Raw genomic sequence first — 17780 nt, forward strand, 5'->3', positions numbered from 1 at the left:
ATGACGCTCAATACGTTCAACCTGCCCGACGTCGGCGAGGGCCTCACCGAGGCGGAGATCGTGCAGTGGAAGGTGGCTCCCGGGGCTCCGGTGTCCGTCAACGACGTCATCTGTGAGATCGAGACCGCGAAATCGCTCGTCGAGCTGTCCTCGCCCTACGCTGGCACCGTCGCAGAGCTGCTCGTCGCCGAGGGCGAGACCATCGAGGTCGGCACCCCGATCATCTCCGTCGAGGACTCCACCCCCACCCCGGGTGCGGGGCACAGCGGCGGCGCGGGTACCGCAGCCTCGCCGGACGCGACAGCCCACGATGGCGCCAGCGACGACGTCCGGGTCGTCGAGGCCGATGTCGAGGCGCGGACCGACCACCAGCAGGTTGCTGCGGGCGCCGCGCTGCAGGGTGCCGGTGGCGCGGCCGACGACGCTCCGTTGCCCGTGCCCGAGATGCCGGGGGAGTACGCGAGCCCCCGGACCGGCGGTCGTGCGGGGACTGCGGCCGCCGCGCCCGGTGCCGCCGCACCCGAGGCCGCGCCCGGCCCGCTCGTCGGCACGGGACCGAAGGCCGACGCCGTGAAGCGCCGCCCCCGCAAGCCGCAGGCCCCGGCCAACGCCTCGTCCAACGCGTCGACCAGCACGGCGGCCGGTGCGCCGACCAATGCGCCGACCGATACGGGGACCGGCACGGCGACCAGCGCCTCGGCCGGCGCAGGACGGCCCCCGGCCCCGGCAGGCGAGGAGCAGCCCGCCCGGGTGAATCCGCTGAACCAGCTCATCAACCGCGTGCTCGCCAAGCCGCCGGTCCGCAAGGCGGCGCGGGACCTCGGCATCAACCTGGCCGACGTCCCCGCCACCGGGTCCGCGGGGGAGGTCACCAAGCAGGACCTCATCAGCTACCAGTCCCAGCGGGACGCCGAGCAGGACGGCGCCGATTCGTTCTGGGCGGACAGGAAGCTCCTCGGCGGCGGCCGCATCGAGCGCATCCCCGTGAAGGGTGTGCGGAAGGCGACGGCCAGGGCGATGGTGCAGAGCGCGTTCACGGCCCCGCACGTCAGCATCTTCGTGGACGTCGACGCCTCCCGGACCATGGAGTTCGTCAAACGGCTGAAGGCGTCCCGCGACTTCGAGGGCATCAGGGTCTCACCCCTGCTGATCCTGGCGAAGGCGGTCATCTGGGCCGCGGCCCGCAACCCGTCGGTCAATGCGACCTGGGCGGACGACGAGATCCTCGTCAAGCACTTCATGAACCTCGGCATCGCCGCGGCGACGCCGCGCGGACTCATGGTCCCGAACATCAAGGATGCCCAGGACCTCTCCCTGAAGGAACTCGCGCTGGCGCTGAACGATCTCGCGACGACGGCGCGGGCCGGGAAGACGCAGCCCGCCCAGATGCAGGGCGGCACGCTGACCATCACCAACATCGGAGCCCTCGGCATCGACACCGGGACGCCGATCATCAACCCGGGCGAGGTCGCGATCGTGGCGTTCGGCACCATCAAGCAGAAGCCCTGGGTGCTCGACGGCGAGGTCATCCCGCGCTGGATCACGACGCTCGGAGGCTCCTTCGACCACCGCGTGGTCGACGGCGACCTGAGCGCGCGCTTCATGGCGGATGTCGCGTCGATCCTCGAGGAGCCCGCGCTGCTGCTCGACTAGGGTGGGCTCATGAACCAGCCCCTTCCCGGCGACGGCCCCCGCAGGCCGCGTCCGCGCTACCCGGTGAGCAGGCTGCTGCTCGTGGTGCTGATCGGGTTCGTCGCGTCGATCGTCCTGCAGGCGGCCTTCCCGGGGCTGGGCACCCTCGCGCGGCTGTCGATCCTCCTGATTGTCGCGGCGCTCATCTCCATCGCGGTGACCTTACGCCAGCAGAGGCGCCCGCCGCGCTGACGGTACGGCGAGCGGCGCTGCTCAGGCGCGGTTCTCCTCGATCGCGGTCCGGAGGATCGGCGCGAGCCGCCGCACGCCCTCGACGATGTCCTCGGGCGAGACCGCGCTGAAGGCCAGGCGGAGCTTGTTGGACGGCTCGTCGGACGGCGTGAACGCGGCGCCGGGGATGAAGACGACGCCGGCGTCGATCGCCGTGTAGAGCAGCGGGTAGGTGTCGATGCCCTCCGGGAGGGTCACCCAGACGAAGAACCCGCCGTCGGGGGTGGTCCAGTGCACGCCGTCGGGTAGTTCCTCGGCCAGGGCCCCGAGCATGGCGTCGCAGCGCTCCCGGTAGAGGTCGCGCATGGAGTGCAGGTGGCCGCGCCAGTCGTAGTCCGTGAGGTACGCGGTCACGAGCATCTGCGTGAGCGGCGACGGGCAGAGCACCACGGCCTCACAGGCGAGGTAGAACCTGCGGTAGAGGTGGCGGGGGACGAGCGCCCAGCCGAGCCGTACGCCCGGGGCGAAGATCTTCGAGAAGGAGCCGAGGTAGATGACGTCGTCGGGGTTGTCCGCGCGCATCGGCTTCAGCGGTTCACCGTCGAAGCGCAGCATCCCGTAGGGATTGTCCTCGAGGACGAGGATGTTGTGTGCACGGCAGATGTCGACGACGCGCTGGCGTCGGTCGGCCGCCATCGTGATGCCGCTGGGGTTGTTGAAGCTGGGGATCGTGTAGAGCAGCTTGATGGCGCGGCCCTGCGCCTCGAGCTCGGCGATGGTGCGTTCCAGCTCGTCCGGGATCAGCCCGGCGTCGTCCATGGGGATGGTCACGACGTCGACCTGGTAGGCCTCGAACGTGTTGAGCGCGCCCACGTAGGTGGGATCCTCGCAGAGGATCACGTCACCCGGGTCGCAGAACACCTTGGCGGCGACGTCCTGCGCCGACTGGGAGCCCGTGGTGATCACGACGTCCTCGGGGACGGCGCCGGTGATGCCCTCGGCCGCCATGACGTCGCAGACGAGCCTGCGGAGCTCCTCCATGCCCTGGCCCCCGCCGTACTGCAGCGCCTCGAGGCCATGCTCGGCGATGATCTTCTGCGCGGTGCGGCCGAGGTCCTCGAGCGGGAGGGACTTCAGGTAGGGGCTGCCGCCGGCGAGGGACACCAGCCCCGGGCGGATCGAGATGTCGAAGACATCCCGTACCGCGGACTGCTTGATGTTGGCGGCACGCGACGAGAAGAGCCGGTCGTGGCGGGCGGCGGAGTCGACCGCCCGCTCGAGGGCTGCTTCGGTCTCGGCGGGCAGGAGGTCGGCGGGGGCTTCGCTGGAGGACGTCACGCCCAGAGTCTAGGCGGGGGTTCACCGTCAGGCAACAGGTGTTGCCCTCCAGTGCGCCGGAGCCTAGACCCAGCCCGCCTCGCGCGCCTTGAGTGCGGCCTGGAAGCGGCTCTCCGCCCGCAGCGTGTCCAGCATCCAGGCGATGTGCCGCCGGCAGGTGCGCACGTTGATGTCCAGGCGTCGGGCGATCGACTCGTCGGAGAGGCCGTTGGCGAGCCCCTGGATGATGGCGCGCTGCAGGCTGCTGAGCGGGGACTCGACCCGCTCGGGGGCGAGGAAGGACTCGCTGATCTCCCAGGCGACGTCGAACAGGAGGGTAAAGATGTTGATCAGGCTGGAGTCCCTGATGACGAGGGCTGCCTTGTCGTCGCGCGTCAGCTGCCGCCCCACGAGCGCCAGCTTCTCGTCGAAGATGAGGATGCGCAGGGGGATGAACGGCAGCACGCCGAACTCGCCTCCGCCGGCCGCGATCGCCTCCACGGCCCTGCGGGTCGGCACGTGGTCGCGCAGGCTCGTGTCGTACAGCGTCCGGCGTCGTACGCCGTTCTCCAGCAGTTCGAGGTCCTTGCGGATGCTCTCCTCGTGCACGTCGGCCGTCGAGCCCTGTCCGGGCTGCGCGATGTACACCTTCTCCGTGACGTCGCGCCCGTAGTCGATGAGCACCCGGTGGATGAGGTGGGGGTCCTCGAGGGTCTCCACGGAGGTGCTGGCGAGGACGTTCTTGCGCGCCTCGAGGAAGGTCGGAAGGAGGCTGGAGAGTTCGCGCCGCTGGCTGCTGATGCGTGCCTTGAGGTCCTGCAGGGAGCGTTCGTCCGCGTCGACGAGGTCGGCGAGGGCGACGTCGGGGGAGACCGCGACGAGGCCGTCGGCCCGTCCCGCCTCCGGGCTGAGCAGCCGGCGGTCGGCGAGCTCGCCGATGGCCGCCTCGATGCGGCGCAGGGTCAGGCCGAGGGCTTCCGACGCCTCATTGCGCGTCCAGCCGGGGTGCCCGACGGCGTACCGGTACACCTCGAGCGACGTCGCATCCAGCATGAGCAGTCCTTGTCCGGGGCCACCGGTGCGGTAGCGGCATCTTCACGAGGCGAAAAACATGACATGTCCAGTTAATGACAGATCAGCGTGGGTGGCAATCTCGTGAGACCGAAGGCGCCGTCCAGGCCCGCGATTCCGCGGATTTCCCGACTGCGAAGCAGCGTATCAGCCGGGCGGGCGGCGTGTCCGAGTCCTGTTCGCGCCATGTCCACAAACGGCCACCCGTACGGCTGGACACCACCTGCCGGGCCGGACATTCTGAGTGAGCCGGCCCGCAGGGAAGCCCCCGGACAGGGTATCCCGCAGGGACACGGGGCACGGTGGCCCGGCACCCCCGAGAGACGGACTAGGAAGGATCGCCATGAAGAAGATACTCGGCGCGACTGCAGGCCTGTTGATCGTGGTGGGAGCCGTCGTGCCGGCAGGACAGTCGATCAGTGCAGGAAGCTGGGACTGGCCCAAGGGCCAGCTCACGGCAGGAAGCTGGGACTGGCCGAAGTAAAGCGGGGTCCCCGGATCAGAGCCCGGGAACCCCACCCAGAGCCCGCCCCAGCGGGGGTGATCACAGACCCTGAAGGAGAGAGCCATGAGCCAGGTGACCGCCGTTCGAACCGCCTCACGAACGGTCGTCAGCACTCGATGGTGGCACCTCTCCCTCTCGACGGGTGGCTTCGATGTCGCGGACGGCATCATCGAAGAGCTGGTCACCCCGCTGGTGGCGCAGGCCCAGGCGCTCGGCGCCAAACGGTGGTACTTCAGCCGGTGCGAGAACCCGTCGACAGGGGTCGTCAGTGAGATCCGGCTCAGCATCCACGCCCATCCCCGCGTCCTCGACCGGCTCCAGGCCTTCTCCCGGGTGCTCCGGACGCGCAGCGCGCGCGCCCTGCCCCTGCTCGCGGTGCGCCAGCAGATCACCGCTCCGGCCGGCAACACCTACTACTCGGGAGGCCAGGAGCCGGCCGATCCACAGCTCGAGGCCAACCTCGTGAAGTACGGCGGTGTGGAGGGCCTCCACCTCGCCGAAGAGGTCTTCGAACTCAGCTCAGAACTCGCCGTCTGGGCCAATCAGCGCTTCCCCCGCATGCAGAGCCGCTCGGCACTGGGAGCCCTGGTGCTGTTCGATGCGGCGCAGAGCATGATGCGCGGCCCCCGGTCCGCGGGTTGGCCGGACCGCCGCCGTCTCTCCTGGGACTTCTACTGGGACAGCCACCTGCGCACGTGCACGGCCGACGTCGGCCCGCGCGCCCCGGGCGTCCGCGAGGCGATGACGGCGCAGGTCGCGTCCAAGGCGACCGGGTTCCACGCCCTGATGGCGGCCACCGCCTCGGAATCCGCGGTGCAGAACTGGCGACGACGCTGGTACCGCGCCCTCGACACCTACCTGTACCGCGCGGACAAGGTCCGCGTCAGCCGCAGCGCGCAGCACCTCACGGTGTACCAGGCGCACATGGCCCTCAACCGCCTCGGGTTCGTCGCCCGCGAGGAGGCGGCCCTGGGCCTGTACGCGCGGTCCTGGAACCCCAGGCCCACCTCATGAGGAGTGCCCCGGATCCCTTGTAGCCGGCTCGCCCCACCCACCGAGCGAAGGACCGCATCATGAACGCAAGGAACACGATCGTGCTGGCCGTCGACGACACGGACCTCTCTGAGGCCCTCGGCTGCTCGTCGGAGGACATCGAGTCCATGCAGAACGACGGCGTGCTGGAATCGCAGGGCCAGCTCTGGGAGATCGGACCGGCGCGGGACTACCTGCGGGACGCCGTGTGGGCGGACAGTCTCTGGCGCTGACGGCCCGGGAACCGACGAGCCCCGGCGGGCTTCCGCCGGCAGCCCTGGTGCGTCCTCGTCGGACCGGACGCGGGACGACGGGCAGGCACGAACAGCACGACGCCGGCGCGGAAGGCGCCGGCGTCGTGCTGTTCAGGTCGTGCCGTGTCCTCGGGCCGGACGGCCCTGGGGTATCAGGCGGCGACGGGTACCACCGCTCCCGCGAGGGCGGACAGCACGCCGGTGACAGCGCCTGCCACCTCGGCGTCGTCCTTCGGGTGCACCTCGGCGAAGCGCGTGATCGAACCACCGATGGACAGCTTCGCATCGTCGACCACCGAGGCACCGGCGACGCCGAGCGCCCGGCGGGCCTCGTCGTGCGCCCAGACCCCGCCGTACTGCCCGAAGGCGGAGCCGATGACGGCGGCGGGCTTGCTCGAGATGGCACCGGCGCCGTAGGGGCGGGACAGCCAGTCGATGGCGTTCTTGAGCACGGCGGGCATGGTGCCGTTGTACTCGGGCGAGACGAGGAGCACGGCGTCCGCCTCGGCGGCGGCGGCCCGGAGGTCGTCTGCGGCCTTCGGCCGGTCCGTGTCGTTGTCGATGTCCTCGTTGTAGAACGGGATGTCGCTCAGCGCGTCGAAGGTGACGACGTCGACGGCGTCCGGTGCGTGCTCCGCGGCGGCTTCGGCGAGCTGTCGGTTGATGGAGCCCTCCCGCAGGCTGCCGACGAGGGTGAGGATCGTGGTGGACATGTGTGCTCCCGGGGTTCGTACGGATCAGGCTGACAGGGAACGCGGCGACCGCGTCTGCATTCCCTAAGCGGACCACGGTCCGTTTTATTCCGCGACTATAGTTGCGGCATGCAGAGCGAGGGATTGCTCCGGGTCACGGGCGACGACGGAGAGCGCACCGACGCGGCACGCAACCGGCGCCTCCTGCTCGATGCCGCGGCCGAGATCGTCGCCTCGTGCGGGCCGGACAAGCTGACCACGGACGCCGTCGCGCGTCGTGCAGGGGTCGGCAAGGGGACCGTCTTCCGCCGGTTCGGCAGCCGTGCAGGCCTGCTGCACGCCCTCGCCGACGAGGCCGGGCGGTCCTTCCAGCAGGCGTTCATGGCCGGTCCGCCCCCGCTCGGGCCGGGGGCGGCTCCGCTCGAGCGGCTCATCGCGTTCGGGGAGGCGAGCATCGGAAGAATGCTCCTCGACGGGCAGATCCTGCGTGCCGCGGAGCAGCGGGGCGGACCTGACCCCGAGCACCCCACGCAGCAGCTCGTCCGGCTGCACCTGGGCATGCTGCTGCGTGAACTGGACGTGCAGGATCCCGAGCTCGCCTCCTACCAGCTGGCGGCGTTCCTGAACGCCGGGCTCCTGCTCCACCTCCAGGAGCACCGGGGCATGTCCGACGCGCGCCTCGCTGCGTCCTGGCGCGTGCTGGTCGTGGCCCTCGCGACGGCGGAGAACCACGCCTAGCGCCCCGGGCGAGGCTTGTACACTGGCAAAAAACACCGGCATCCCCGCGCGGTGTCGACGTGAGGCTGATATCCGCATGGAAGAGATTCCCGACGAGATGTCCGGCGCCCTCGGGACGGCCGGCGTCTCCCTGCCGGCGCCGCGCCTGCACGTCGTCGCGCAGGAGGTGCGCGCCCTTCCGCCCGCGGAAGCCGCAGCACGCCTCCAGGACCTCCTGGTCGACCACCCCGACGTGCAGGCCTTCCTCCAGGAGCTCGCCGAGTTCGCCGCGGAGACCCTCGGCACCGACGGCGACACCTACTGCGGCATCACCCTGCAGCGCTCACCCCACGAACAGGCGACCGTCGGCAGCAGCGATGCGAAGGCCCGGTCGATGGACGAGGTGCAGTACGAGCACGACGACGGCCCGTGCCTGCACGCGCTGCGCGTGCACGAGGAGGTGTTCATCGCCGACGTCCGCTCCGAGGACCGCTGGCGCGGGTTCATGGAGCACATCGCCGGCCGTGGGGTCGGTGCCATGTTCTGCCTGCCGCTGGACCTCGAAGGCTCGGCGCGCGCCGCCCTCAACCTGTACGCCGAGGATGCCTCGGTGTTCAGCGACGGCTACCGGCGCGTGGCCCGCGCGTTCTCCCGGCAGGCCTCGCAGGCGCTCAAGCTCTCCGTGCGCGTGGCCCAGCACGCCGCGACGGCGGAGGACCTCCATTCCGTGCTGCAGACGCGGACCGAGATAGACCTCGCCGTGGGGATCATCATGGGCCAGGACCGCAGCTCGCAGAAGGAGGCCTTCGACAAGCTGCGCCGGGCGTCCAACACACGCAACGTGAAGGTCCGCGAGCTCGCCGCCGGGATGGTGGCCGGATTCAACGGCTCCGTCCCGCGCGCCCACTTCGACCCCTCCTGACGGCATGGGGTCGACACCTCGCGCCGTCGGGACGGTACTGATCGGTTTCGGCCATGGCGGCCGCGTCTTCCACGCCCCGCTCATCGCCCAGGATCCAGGCCTCGACCTCGCTGCAGTCGTCACCCGCAGCCCCGCCCGCCAGGCGGAGGCCCGCGCGGCCTACCCGGCCGCCGTCGTCGTGGCGACGCTGGAGGAGGCGCTGCAGGCGGTGCCGGGCGTGGAGCTCGCGGTGATCTCCACGCCGCCGGCCACGCACGCCGCGCTGGCCGCCGCAGCAATCGGCCGGGGACTGCACGTCGTCGTCGACAAGCCCTTCGTGGTGCGTGCGGCGGACGGTGAGCGCCTGGTCGAGGCGGCACGGGCGGCACGCCGGCTGCTCCTCCCGTTCTCCAACCGGCGCTGGGACGGCGACTTCCTGACGGTGCAGGCGCTGGTGGCGTCGGGCGCCCTGGGCGACGTACGGACCTTCGAGTCCGCCATGGAATCCTGGAAGGCGTCCATCACGAAGCCGTGGAAGCGGGACGCGGCGGCGGACGGCGGCGGGGGCGTCCTCTACGACCTCGGTCCGCACCTCATCGACCAGGCGCTGGTGCTCTTCGGCCCGGCGGTCCCGGTGTTCGCCGAGTTGCGGGCGGATCGCGACGGCGCCGCCGCGGAGGACTCGATGTTCCTCGTCCTGGACCACGAGGGCGGCGTCAGGAGCCATCTCCACGCGGGGACGCTCGTCCCCCTGGCGCGGCCCCGCTTCTCCGTCACGGGCTCGACGGCCGGCGCGACGATCACCGGCACCGATCCGCAGGAGGAGCAGCTGGCCGCCGGGATCCTCCCGGGCGGTCCGGCCGGCACCGGTCCGGGCGACGGCGACGCCCGGGGGCTGCTCGGGCATCCCGGCCGGACCGAGCCGCTGGCGATCCGGCGCGGCAGCTATGCGTCCTTCTACGCCGGCGTCACCGCCGCGATCAGGGACGACGGTCCTCCGCCGGTGCGGGCGGAGGACGCGCTCGCCGTCGCGCGCCTCATCGAGCAGGTCCATGCGTCCTTCCCGGCCCGGAAGGGAGCCCGGTAGGGCGCCATCCCGGTGGGCGGGGCCGGGGACTAGACGAGCGCCGCCCAGTCCGCAGCGAGCTCGAGGCCGTGCGCCTGCGATACGGAGTGGTGCGCCACCTCGCCGGCGGCGACATTGAGCCCGCGGGCGAGCGCAGGGTCGGCGGCGAAGGCGCCCCGGACGCCCCGGTCCGCGAGCGCCACGGCGTAGCGGAGGGTCACGTTGGTGAGGGCGTAGGTCGACGTGTGGGGGACGGCGCCGGGCATGTTGCCCACGCAGTAGAAGAGCGAGCCGTGCACGGTGAACGTGGGGTCCTCGTGGGTGGTGACGCGGGAGTCCTCGAAGCACCCGCCCTGGTCCACGGCGATGTCGACGAGGACGCTGCCGGGCTTCATCCGGGCGACGAGGGCGTTGGTGACGAGCTTGGGAGCACGGGCACCGGGGATGAGGACGGACCCGATGACGAGGTCGGCCTCCAGCACCGACTTCTCGATCTCGAGGGAGTTGGAGGCGACCGTCTTCACGCGGCCGGCGTACAGCGCGTCGAGCTCGCGCAGCCGGGCGATATCGATGTCGAGGATGGTCACCTCGGCGCCGGTGCCGACGGCCATCGCCGTAGCATTGGTGCCCGCGACGCCCGCGCCGAGCACCGCGACCTTGGCGGGTCGGACCCCTGCGACACCGCCGAGCAGTAGGCCCGGGCCCCCGGCGGGAGCGGTCATGACCTGCGCGCCCACCTGGACGGAGAGCCGGCCGGCCACCTCGGACATCGGTGCGAGCAGGGGCAGGGCACGCCCGTCCTGCACGGTCTCGTAGGCGATGGCGGTGACGCCCGCGTCGAGGAGTGCCCGCGTCAGCTCGGGTTCTGCGGCGAGGTGCAGGTAGGTGAAGAGGATGAGCCCCTTGCGGAACCGGTGGTACTCGGCGGCGACCGGCTCCTTGACCTTCAGGACCATGTCCGCGCGTGCCCACACGTCGTCGGCGGCGTCGACCAGCTCCGCGCCCGCAGCCCCGTACTCGGCGTCCGTGATGCTCGAGCCCACGCCCGCGCCGCGTTCCACGAGGACGGTGTGCCCGTGGGCACGGAACTCGTGGACGCCGGAGGCGGTGATGGCCACGCGGAACTCGTTGTTCTTCACTTCTTTGGGGACGCCGATGATCATGGGGTTCTCCAGGCTGCGATCGGGCGGACGGGGGTGCTTCCAGAATAAGGACACGCCCCGCGGCGCTCCGGTCCGGTTCTCGCTGGAGCACCGGAGCCGGCGCCGTCGACAGCGGCGGCTCCGGACGCGGATGCGCGCCGTGGCGGGTCCGTCCCCGGCTGTGAGCTGGACCACTAGCAGGCGTGAAGGCATACTGCCATCGACAGATGTCGAGTTCCAGAGCGGCAATTGTCGTCCCTCGCACGTCCTCCGCCTAGGGTGGAAGGGTGCAGAACCAGGCCATCGACGACGTCGTCGAGTCGATCGCGCGGTCGCTGGGACGCGGACTCTCCCTCGAGGACCCGGACGGCGTGCTCCTCGCCTACAGCAGCCACCAGGCCACGGCGGACCGCGTCCGGGTGAACTTCCTCCTGAGCAAGAGGGTTCCGGCGGACGTCAGTGAATGGCAGCTCCGGCACGGCATCGCACAGGCGGTCCGCGCGGTCGCCGTGCCCGCGAACGAGGATCTCGGGATGCTCGCGCGGGTCTGCGTGCCCCTGCTCGTCCGGGGTTTCCGGGTGGGGTACCTCTGGGTGCAGCAGCAGTCGAGCGAGGATCCGGCCTCGGGCATCCTGGCCGCGCTGCCCACGGTCCGGCCGCTGATCGACCGCCTCGCCGAGCTCCTCCTCGAGACGGACACGGCCTCCTCCGAGCGCCGGACGCAGCGGGAGGCCACCTTCCTCGCCGCCTGCCGGGGAGCCGCGGCCGCGGTGGAGGAACTGCGCGGCTGGCGCGAGCTCGGCGGGGACGGACCCTGGCGCCTCGCGGTGGTGCACGAGCCCCTGCCCGCGCCCGACGAGGGCGGCGATCCGCACGAGGCAGCACTCCTGCAGCGCACGCTCGCGCTCCAGGCGACGGTCGGCGTCGCCCCCGTGCTGTTCAGCGCCGGCGCCTCCGGCTTCTCGGTGCTCCTGTGCGCCTCGGGTGTCGGCCGGGCCGCGCTGCAGCAGGTCCTCGAGAGGTACGGGGCGGGGACTGCCAAGCGGGCGGGCCGACCTGCCGGCCGCATGCTGCTCGGCCTGAGCGAACCCGCGGCCGACCCCCGGGATCTCGCCGAGGCCTTCCACCAGGCCCGGCACGCCGTCCAGGCCGCGGCGGTCGATCCGCAGCTCGGCGATGTGGCCTCCTACGCCGACATCGGCGTGTACCAGTTCCTCGGGACGGTGGGCTGGCAGGCGCCGGCGCACGGCAGCATCCACTTCGCGGAACTGAGCGAGGCGGACCGCGTGGACGAGCTGCTGCCGGTCCTGGAACTGCTGTACGACAAGAACGGCTCCGTGCAGGACGTCGCGGCCCAACTCCACCTGCACCGCAGCAGCGTCTACAACCGGCTGTCGAGGATCCGGTCGGTGATCGGCGCGGATCCGCTCGCAGGGATGGTGCGGCTGGAGCTGCATCTCGCCCTCAAGGCGCGCCGGTGGCGGTCCCGGCCGCGGTTCGAGCTCGGGTAGGGACGCGGGCGCTTCAGCGCGCGTCGACCTCGGGGACGTCGCCGGTTACGGGGCCGGACGGCGCGTCCCTGCGGCGCAGCTGGCTGCGGAGCCACTCCTCGACGTCGGACCTCCGGAGGCGCCGATGGGACCCGCGGTACTCCACCGGAAGGGTGCCGGCGTCCGTCAGCTTGCGGAGGTAGCTGTGCGAGATCCCGGCGAGCTCGGCCGCCTGTGAGGTGGTCAGCAGTTCGGCCACGGAGGTGACCTGGACGGAGTCGCCGTCGGACAGGCGGGCGAGGAGGTCGACGACGGCTGCCTGTGCCTCGTCCGGGAGCCGGTACGCGGTCCCGTCCACGAAGACCGTCACGTCCCGGCTGTCGGTGAGTGCGCGCCTGAGGAGCGCCCCCTGCTCGGGTGGGAGCGCAGCTGCGGATCGTGGAGCCCTGGCCGTCATGGGGCCATTGTGCCAGTCGGAGTACTCGGCCAGTAGCCGTGCGGGGATCCCTGCGGAACCTGCCCTTCCGCTATGAGTACTGCGGGTCTACTGTGTGCGTATAAATACCCTTACTACTTGCAACCAGCGTCGGTTGCGAGACGGAAACGGTGAATCCCATGACAACACTTGATCACGGGCGGAGCCTGCGTCTGGGCGACTTCCCCTCCACGCTCGGCGAGAAGGGTGAATCCCCTTTCTGCCCCACCTGCCGCACCGACGACTACCTGATCTTCGAGGAGTTCGTGCCCGCACGCCAGGCCGACCACTCGACCGACCTCCTCCCCGCCAGCACGAGCTACAGCTGTTCCGAATGCGGCACCTTCAACGCCCACGCGGTCCCGCCGTCCTGGCGTCCGCCGCAGTGGTTCTGGTACAGCTGACCGTCAGCGCCCTCCTGCTCCCCCTGCGTGGCCGACGCCACGCTCGGGTGACCGCGCGCTCATGAAACGAGCCTCCGCCTCTTGACCTTGACGCTGCGTCAATTTCTAGAGTGGGACAGTGCCGACGCCATCGCCGGCACGAGGAGGGACGAGTGGACCACCCGATCAGCATGGTCGCCCGACTGGCCGGCACCACGAGCCGGACGCTGCGCCATTACGGCGACATCGGCCTGCTTCCACCGTCGCGCGTGGGTACCAACGGATACCGCTACTACGACCCGGATGCGCTCGTGCGTCTCCAGCGCATCCTGCTGCTGAGGTCGCTGGGCATGCCGTTGTCCGCCATCGGCGAGGTCCTGGACGACACGCGGGCAGAGGCGCCCGCGTCGGCCCTGCGGGTGCACCTCGACTCCCTCCGCCGCGAGCAGGAACGGCTCGACCGGCAGATCACAGCGGTCCTCACCACGGTGGAGGCCCTCGAACGAGGAGAAGAACCCATGCCGCAGGACATGTTCGACGGATTCGACCACACGCGCTATCGGGAGGAAGTGGAGGAACGGTGGGGCCGCGAGGCCTACGCCGACGGGGATGCCTGGTGGCGCAGCAGGACGCGGGAGGAGCAGGACGCGTTCGGCGAGGAGGTCGCGGACCTCAACGCGCGGTGGACCGACGCCGCGTCGAGGAACATCGCCCCGGCGAACGAGGAGGCGCTGGGACTCGCCGGGCGCCATGTCGCCTGGCTCGCAGGGATCCCGGGGACGCCGCGGAGCCCCGACGGTTCCCCGTCCACCGAGTACCTCCGCGGGCTGGGGGAGATGTACGTCGGTGATCCGCGCTTCGCAGCGAACTACGGCGGCCCGCACGGCGCCGAACTCGTGCGGGCCGCGCTCGGCGAATGGCTGACGCGCCACGGGTGAACGGCCGTGGAGGGCGACGTCACCGCACCGGCGTCACCGCGGAGCGGCTGCGTCGACGGTCGGCGGCCCGTGGAGCGGGGGCGGACGTGTACTACCAGGAACCGACTGCGCGGTCCCGGCCTGCATGCTTCGCCTGGTAGAGGTGTCGGTCGGCTTCGCGGAGGAGGGCGGCCGCCGTCGTGCCCGGCTCGCAGACCGCGAAGCCGACGCTCGCGGTGAGGCGCAGTCCGTCATGGATGTGCGGCCACCGGAGCTCCCGGATCGCGGACAGCACGCATTCCGCCACCCGCTCCTGGTCGGCGTCGCGCTGCAGGACCATAAGGAATTCCTCCCCGCCGATGCGGGCCACGTGCCGCACCCCGGAGCACCCCTGCAGGCAGGAGGCGACGGCGACCAGGACGTCGTCGCCCGCGGGGTGCCCGAAGCGGTCGTTCACCTGCTTGAAGTGGTCGAGATCGAGGATGGCCAGCGAGCCGGAGAAGGGGCCGTCGGTCTGCCAGGCACGGACGACGTCCGGCAGTGAGTCCTCCACCCAGCGCCGGTTGCGCACCTTGGTCAGCGGGTCGACCGCGACGGCGGCTTCCGCCTGCTCGGCCCGGGCGAGTGCCTCGGTGACGTTCTGCTCCGCGAAGAGGTGGTCCACCTGCGATCGGCGGGCCTCGATCCATCGCGCCCGCGCCGCCTGGTGGAACTGCCGGTGGAGTTCGTAGGCGAGGCGGAAGTCGGCGCCGGACGCCGCGACGGCAGCGCGCTCCTCGAGGATCAGGGAGGCGACCTCCTCGAGCGCATGACGCGCGGTGATGCGGTCCGCACTGTCGAGCGCGGCGCGCGCTGCGGCCAGATCACCGACTCCGTGGTGCGCCGTCGCGAGGAGCAGCATCCGGATGGCCCGCGTCTCGGGCTGCGAGTTCGCGGCATCGCACTCCCCGGACCTCTCCAGCACGTCGAGCGCGTCCCAGGGACGGTTGTCGGCGAGGTGGCCGCGGGCGAGGACGTCCCCCAGCTCGGGCTCCAGGTCGGGGGACGCGACGATCGCGGCTTCGAGCCGCCGCATCCAGAAGCGCGCCTCGTCGGGCATGGCCTCGTCCAGCGCGGCATGGAAGGCATTGGAGGCCAGCTGGGCGAGGAGCTCGTGATCGGCCAGCTGGTCGGCCAGCGTGAGCGCCTGGCGGGACACGTCGAAGCCGTGCTGCAGGAGGCCCGCGCCCAGGAGGCCGAGGGCCTGGCGCGTCAGGAGCTTCGCCCGGAGGCGCGGCAGCTCGGCGCCGTCCAGCAGCGAGACGGCGATCGTGGCCTGCTCGGCCCCGGATCCGGAGTGGCCCGCGAGGAGGTCCATCATGGCGATCAGGGCGTGGCAGCGGCTGGCCAGCCGCCCATCGCCCTGATCCCGCGCCCAGTCGAGGATCTCCTGGCCGCGGGCCCGTGCGCCGGGGGCACCCTCGGTGCGGGCCAGCGCGTCGAGCCCCGTCACTTCCGCCCAGAACGCGACGTCGAGCCGGCCGAGGTCTTCGGCGACGATGCGGATCTCGGTGGCCTCGGCCGCGGCGCGGGGGAGGTCGGTGCTGATCTCCACCGCCTCCAGGAGGGTGATGAGGTCCCGTTCCTGGGCGAGGCGCAGCGAACCGCCTTCGATCACGACGTCGTCGTTGGTCATGGGTGCTCCTGGTCGTCGAGGCAGCGCTGTAGAACCGACCTTGGAGGAATGGTGAGACCATGGTGTGCGCTGACGTGCCGGGTGGGACTGGCGAGTCCAGTCTGCCGTGTCGGGACCTCCGCCTCAAGGCTTTCGGACGTCACGTTCGCACCGGAACGGCAACGGTTCGGTACCGCGCGGCACTCCCGGCACGGATCAGGGGCACCGCCTCTGCTCCTATGCTGGAGGAACCACCAGGGAGCCCTTGCCTGCGCGAGGGCTCCGCACGACGCCGGGAGAACGGGTGAGCACGGACAGCAGCACGGACAGCAGCGCGGAGCAGGGATTGGCCGGACGGGCCGCTGATGCCGTCGAGCAGGCGACCGACACCCGCGCACTGGATGTCACCGCGCGTCTCGGCTTCGCGGCGCTCGCCGTGGTGCACGTCCTCATCGGGTTCATCGCGCTGCGGCTCGCCTTCGGTGGGAACGGCGAGGCCGAGCCGACCGGGGCCCTGGAGGAAGTGGCCGAAGGGCACCTCGGCCCCGTCCTGTGGATCTGCGCGTTGGGCTGTGCCGGCCTGGCCCTGTGGCAGCTGAGCGAGGCGACCCTGCGTGCACGGCACCTGCTCACCGGCAAGCGCATCGGCAAGCACATCTCGTCCGGCGCGCTCGCCGTCATCTACGGATCCATGGCAGGGACCTTCGCGCGTTTCGCCCTCGGGGACGGACCCGATTCCTCCGAGTCGACCGTGGATTTCACGCGGACCCTCCTGGGAACGGGCGTCGGCGTCCTCCTCGTGTTCGTCACCGCGGCGGTCGTCCTCGGCATCGGCCTGCACTTCGTCGTCAAGGGACTCCGCCGCGGGTTCCGGCCGGAACTCCGGACGTTCGAGGACACAGCGAGGGGGCGCGTGATCGAGGTGTTCGGGGTCGTCGGGCACGTCGCCAAGGGACTGGCGCTGCTCCTCGTCGGCGGCCTGTTCGTCCTCGCGGGCCTGCATCGCAACCCGCAGGAATCCACCGGACTGGACGGCAGCCTGAAGGCCCTCCAGCACCACCCGCTGGGCGTGTACGTCCTGACGATCATCGCCGTGGGTCTCATCTGCTACGGGATCTTCGCCGTTCTCCGCGCCATGTTCGGCCGCATGTGAGCGGCCCGGCGCGGCGCGAGCCGAAGGCGTGCCGCTCCTGCGGTCGCCGCATCGAGTGGCGGAAGAAGTGGGAACGGAACTGGGACGCCATCGTCTACTGCAGCGACTCCTGCCGGGCGCGGAAGGTGAGGCCGATCGACGCCGAGCTCGAGGAGTGGCTCCTGGCACGGCTGGAGGAAGCGTCCCGCCGGGCGACGGTCGATCCGGCGGACGCCGCGGCGGCCCTCGGCGTCGACGGCGCGGATCTCGGTGAACCAGCCCGCAGTGCCGCCCGGCGGCTCGTCAACCGTGGCCTGGCCGAGATGGTGCAGCGCGGCGCCGTCGTCGATCCGTCGACGGCGAAGGGCCCGGTGGCCCTACGGCTGATCCGGTGAGGGGGGCGCGATCCGCTCCGCCCGGCCCGATGCGCCGTCCCGGATCGCGTCGGCCACCTGGCCCGTCGCGGCCAGGAAGGATGCCCGCGATACAGCTGACGGTCCTCGAGGGTGAAGCGCGGGTCGAAGCCCTCCTGGGCGAGGTGGGCAACCTCAGGTGCTTGCTCCCCGAGCGGTTCACGGAGGCGCCGGGCCGTGTGGTGGGTGAGGGGATCAGGGTCCGGGTGTGCCGTGACGACGAGCGTACTCACGGCCTCTCCGCCATGGGGTTCCCGCGGGATGGCCTGGGTGGTCGGGGCCGCCTCACGCGATGACGGCCGTGACCTCGGCCTCCACGAGGATGCCGGGCTCGAAGAGGATCTCGACGCCGATGAGTGCGGCCGGTGCCGTAGGGATGCGGAACTCCGTCCGGGCCTGCTCGACTCCGGCGTTGAAGGCGTCGTACATGTCCCTCTTCCACCCGGCGGCATACCAGGTGAAGCGGACGACGTCGTCGAAGGTCGCCCCCGCGGCGGTGAGTGCCTTCGCCACGTTGCGGTAGACCTGCACCACCTGGCCGGTGAGGTCTCCGGGCGCGACGAGGTGCCCTTCGTGGTCCCAGGCCACCTGCCCCGCGATGTGGACCTGCCTGCTTCCCGTCGCGACGGCGACGTGGTGGTACAGCGGGACGGCGACGTGGTCATCGGGGTTGATCAGCGTTACGGGCATGGGGGTCCTTGTCGGGAGATGGCTCGTCATGGTCCCCGGCGGACCGTGAGTTCACGCGTGAAGTCA

Annotated in this window: 20 protein-coding genes; 13 read left to right on the top strand and 7 right to left on the bottom strand. The window is 71.2% G+C overall.

Going from position 1 to position 17780, the window contains the following annotated elements:
- Together ACX80K_RS13520 and ACX80K_RS13525 are read left to right on the top strand one after the other, a co-directional pair.
- Positions 1 to 1653, top strand: a complete 1653-nt coding sequence (locus tag ACX80K_RS13520; protein WP_459272408.1) for a dihydrolipoamide acetyltransferase family protein — start codon at positions 1 to 3, stop codon at positions 1651 to 1653.
- Between the two features lie 9 nt (positions 1654 to 1662).
- Positions 1663 to 1884 carry a hypothetical protein gene (locus tag ACX80K_RS13525; RefSeq protein WP_459272409.1) on the top strand — a complete coding sequence of 74 codons (222 nt, stop codon included), beginning with the start codon at positions 1663 to 1665 and terminating at the stop codon, positions 1882 to 1884.
- A 21-nt stretch (positions 1885 to 1905) separates the two neighbouring features.
- Here ACX80K_RS13525 and ACX80K_RS13530 read toward each other — a convergent pair whose 3' ends face one another.
- The gene (locus tag ACX80K_RS13530; RefSeq protein ID WP_459272410.1) at positions 1906 to 3201 is read right to left on the bottom strand and encodes an aminotransferase-like domain-containing protein; all 1296 of its coding nucleotides are present in this window, start codon (positions 3199 to 3201) and stop codon (positions 1906 to 1908) included.
- 63 nt (positions 3202 to 3264) lie between these two features.
- On the bottom strand, positions 3265 to 4233 hold the full coding sequence (locus ACX80K_RS13535) for a helix-turn-helix transcriptional regulator (protein ID WP_459272411.1): 969 nt from the start codon (positions 4231 to 4233) through the stop codon (positions 3265 to 3267).
- Positions 4234 to 4594: 361 nt separating this feature from the next.
- On the opposite strand from ACX80K_RS13535, the gene ACX80K_RS13540 reads away from it, so the two are divergent.
- The 3 genes from ACX80K_RS13540 to ACX80K_RS13550 all read left to right on the top strand — a co-directional run bounded on the left by ACX80K_RS13540 (position 4595) and on the right by ACX80K_RS13550 (position 6021).
- A complete protein-coding gene (locus ACX80K_RS13540) occupies positions 4595 to 4735 on the top strand; it encodes a hypothetical protein (RefSeq protein WP_459272412.1) in 141 nt (46 codons plus the stop codon).
- Positions 4736 to 4819: 84 nt separating this feature from the next.
- A complete protein-coding gene (locus ACX80K_RS13545) occupies positions 4820 to 5770 on the top strand; it encodes a lantibiotic dehydratase C-terminal domain-containing protein (protein WP_459272413.1) in 951 nt (316 codons plus the stop codon).
- A gap of 59 nt (positions 5771 to 5829) precedes the next feature.
- Positions 5830 to 6021 carry a hypothetical protein gene (locus ACX80K_RS13550; RefSeq protein WP_459272414.1) on the top strand — a complete coding sequence of 64 codons (192 nt, stop codon included), beginning with the start codon at positions 5830 to 5832 and terminating at the stop codon, positions 6019 to 6021.
- Positions 6022 to 6194: 173 nt separating this feature from the next.
- Here the strand turns inward: ACX80K_RS13550 and ACX80K_RS13555 are convergent, their stop codons facing one another.
- On the bottom strand, positions 6195 to 6755 hold the full coding sequence (locus ACX80K_RS13555; RefSeq protein WP_459272415.1) for an NAD(P)H-dependent oxidoreductase: 561 nt from the start codon (positions 6753 to 6755) through the stop codon (positions 6195 to 6197).
- Positions 6756 to 6863: 108 nt separating this feature from the next.
- Here ACX80K_RS13555 and ACX80K_RS13560 point away from each other — a divergent pair, with 108 nt between their 5' ends.
- The 3 genes from ACX80K_RS13560 to ACX80K_RS13570 all read left to right on the top strand — a co-directional run bounded on the left by ACX80K_RS13560 (position 6864) and on the right by ACX80K_RS13570 (position 9439).
- On the top strand, positions 6864 to 7472 hold the full coding sequence (locus ACX80K_RS13560) for a TetR/AcrR family transcriptional regulator (protein WP_459272416.1): 609 nt from the start codon (positions 6864 to 6866) through the stop codon (positions 7470 to 7472).
- A gap of 76 nt (positions 7473 to 7548) precedes the next feature.
- The gene (locus ACX80K_RS13565) at positions 7549 to 8373 is read left to right on the top strand and encodes a GAF and ANTAR domain-containing protein (protein ID WP_459272417.1); all 825 of its coding nucleotides are present in this window, start codon (positions 7549 to 7551) and stop codon (positions 8371 to 8373) included.
- A gap of 4 nt (positions 8374 to 8377) precedes the next feature.
- Positions 8378 to 9439, top strand: a complete 1062-nt coding sequence (locus ACX80K_RS13570; RefSeq protein ID WP_459272418.1) for a Gfo/Idh/MocA family protein — start codon at positions 8378 to 8380, stop codon at positions 9437 to 9439.
- Between the two features lie 29 nt (positions 9440 to 9468).
- Here ACX80K_RS13570 and ald read toward each other — a convergent pair whose 3' ends face one another.
- A complete protein-coding gene (ald, locus tag ACX80K_RS13575; RefSeq protein ID WP_459272419.1) occupies positions 9469 to 10581 on the bottom strand; it encodes an alanine dehydrogenase in 1113 nt (370 codons plus the stop codon).
- Between the two features lie 266 nt (positions 10582 to 10847).
- Here ald and ACX80K_RS13580 point away from each other — a divergent pair, with 266 nt between their 5' ends.
- On the top strand, positions 10848 to 12071 hold the full coding sequence (locus tag ACX80K_RS13580) for a PucR family transcriptional regulator (protein ID WP_459272420.1): 1224 nt from the start codon (positions 10848 to 10850) through the stop codon (positions 12069 to 12071).
- Positions 12072 to 12084: 13 nt separating this feature from the next.
- On the opposite strand, the gene ACX80K_RS13585 is transcribed toward ACX80K_RS13580, so the two are convergent.
- Positions 12085 to 12507, bottom strand: coding sequence for a helix-turn-helix domain-containing protein (locus ACX80K_RS13585; RefSeq protein WP_459272421.1), 423 nt, complete (start codon positions 12505 to 12507; stop codon positions 12085 to 12087).
- Positions 12508 to 12665: 158 nt separating this feature from the next.
- On the opposite strand from ACX80K_RS13585, the gene ACX80K_RS13590 reads away from it, so the two are divergent.
- Both ACX80K_RS13590 and ACX80K_RS13595 read left to right on the top strand, forming a co-directional pair.
- The gene (locus ACX80K_RS13590) at positions 12666 to 12929 is read left to right on the top strand and encodes a hypothetical protein (RefSeq protein ID WP_459272422.1); all 264 of its coding nucleotides are present in this window, start codon (positions 12666 to 12668) and stop codon (positions 12927 to 12929) included.
- 152 nt (positions 12930 to 13081) lie between these two features.
- The gene (locus tag ACX80K_RS13595) at positions 13082 to 13846 is read left to right on the top strand and encodes a MerR family transcriptional regulator (RefSeq protein WP_459272423.1); all 765 of its coding nucleotides are present in this window, start codon (positions 13082 to 13084) and stop codon (positions 13844 to 13846) included.
- Between the two features lie 91 nt (positions 13847 to 13937).
- On the opposite strand, the gene ACX80K_RS13600 is transcribed toward ACX80K_RS13595, so the two are convergent.
- A complete protein-coding gene (locus ACX80K_RS13600) occupies positions 13938 to 15500 on the bottom strand; it encodes a GGDEF domain-containing protein (protein WP_459272424.1) in 1563 nt (520 codons plus the stop codon).
- 283 nt (positions 15501 to 15783) lie between these two features.
- On the opposite strand from ACX80K_RS13600, the gene ACX80K_RS13605 reads away from it, so the two are divergent.
- Complete coding sequence (locus ACX80K_RS13605) at positions 15784 to 16632, top strand: DUF1206 domain-containing protein (protein ID WP_459272425.1); 849 nt, start codon at positions 15784 to 15786, stop codon at positions 16630 to 16632.
- Positions 16629 to 17006, top strand: coding sequence for a DUF2256 domain-containing protein (locus ACX80K_RS13610; RefSeq protein WP_459272426.1), 378 nt, complete (start codon positions 16629 to 16631; stop codon positions 17004 to 17006). Before ACX80K_RS13605 ends, ACX80K_RS13610 begins: the two co-directional genes overlap by 4 nt.
- Positions 17007 to 17309: 303 nt before the next feature.
- Here ACX80K_RS13610 and ACX80K_RS13615 read toward each other — a convergent pair whose 3' ends face one another.
- Positions 17310 to 17714, bottom strand: coding sequence for a RidA family protein (locus ACX80K_RS13615; RefSeq protein ID WP_459272427.1), 405 nt, complete (start codon positions 17712 to 17714; stop codon positions 17310 to 17312).
- Positions 17715 to 17780 lie beyond the last annotated feature (66 nt).

It is taken from the genome of Arthrobacter sorbitolis (assembly GCF_054510995.1).

Excerpts from the sequence above, each read along its gene's own strand:
- ACX80K_RS13520 (WP_459272408.1), top strand. The coding sequence starts at position 1 with ATGACGCTCAATACGTTCAACCTGCCCGACGTCGGCGAGGGCCTCACC.
- ACX80K_RS13525 (WP_459272409.1), top strand. The coding sequence starts at position 1,663 with ATGAACCAGCCCCTTCCCGGCGACGGCCCCCGCAGGCCGCGTCCGCGC.
- ACX80K_RS13535 (WP_459272411.1), bottom strand. The coding sequence starts at position 4,233 with ATGCTGGATGCGACGTCGCTCGAGGTGTACCGGTACGCCGTCGGGCAC.
- ACX80K_RS13540 (WP_459272412.1), top strand. The coding sequence starts at position 4,595 with ATGAAGAAGATACTCGGCGCGACTGCAGGCCTGTTGATCGTGGTGGGA.
- ACX80K_RS13545 (WP_459272413.1), top strand. The coding sequence starts at position 4,820 with ATGAGCCAGGTGACCGCCGTTCGAACCGCCTCACGAACGGTCGTCAGC.
- ACX80K_RS13550 (WP_459272414.1), top strand. The coding sequence starts at position 5,830 with ATGAACGCAAGGAACACGATCGTGCTGGCCGTCGACGACACGGACCTC.
- ACX80K_RS13555 (WP_459272415.1), bottom strand. The coding sequence starts at position 6,755 with ATGTCCACCACGATCCTCACCCTCGTCGGCAGCCTGCGGGAGGGCTCC.
- ACX80K_RS13560 (WP_459272416.1), top strand. The coding sequence starts at position 6,864 with ATGCAGAGCGAGGGATTGCTCCGGGTCACGGGCGACGACGGAGAGCGC.
- ACX80K_RS13565 (WP_459272417.1), top strand. The coding sequence starts at position 7,549 with ATGGAAGAGATTCCCGACGAGATGTCCGGCGCCCTCGGGACGGCCGGC.
- ACX80K_RS13570 (WP_459272418.1), top strand. The coding sequence starts at position 8,378 with ATGGGGTCGACACCTCGCGCCGTCGGGACGGTACTGATCGGTTTCGGC.
- ald (WP_459272419.1), bottom strand. The coding sequence starts at position 10,581 with ATGATCATCGGCGTCCCCAAAGAAGTGAAGAACAACGAGTTCCGCGTG.
- ACX80K_RS13585 (WP_459272421.1), bottom strand. The coding sequence starts at position 12,507 with ATGACGGCCAGGGCTCCACGATCCGCAGCTGCGCTCCCACCCGAGCAG.
- ACX80K_RS13590 (WP_459272422.1), top strand. The coding sequence starts at position 12,666 with ATGACAACACTTGATCACGGGCGGAGCCTGCGTCTGGGCGACTTCCCC.
- ACX80K_RS13600 (WP_459272424.1), bottom strand. The coding sequence starts at position 15,500 with ATGACCAACGACGACGTCGTGATCGAAGGCGGTTCGCTGCGCCTCGCC.
- ACX80K_RS13615 (WP_459272427.1), bottom strand. The coding sequence starts at position 17,714 with ATGCCCGTAACGCTGATCAACCCCGATGACCACGTCGCCGTCCCGCTG.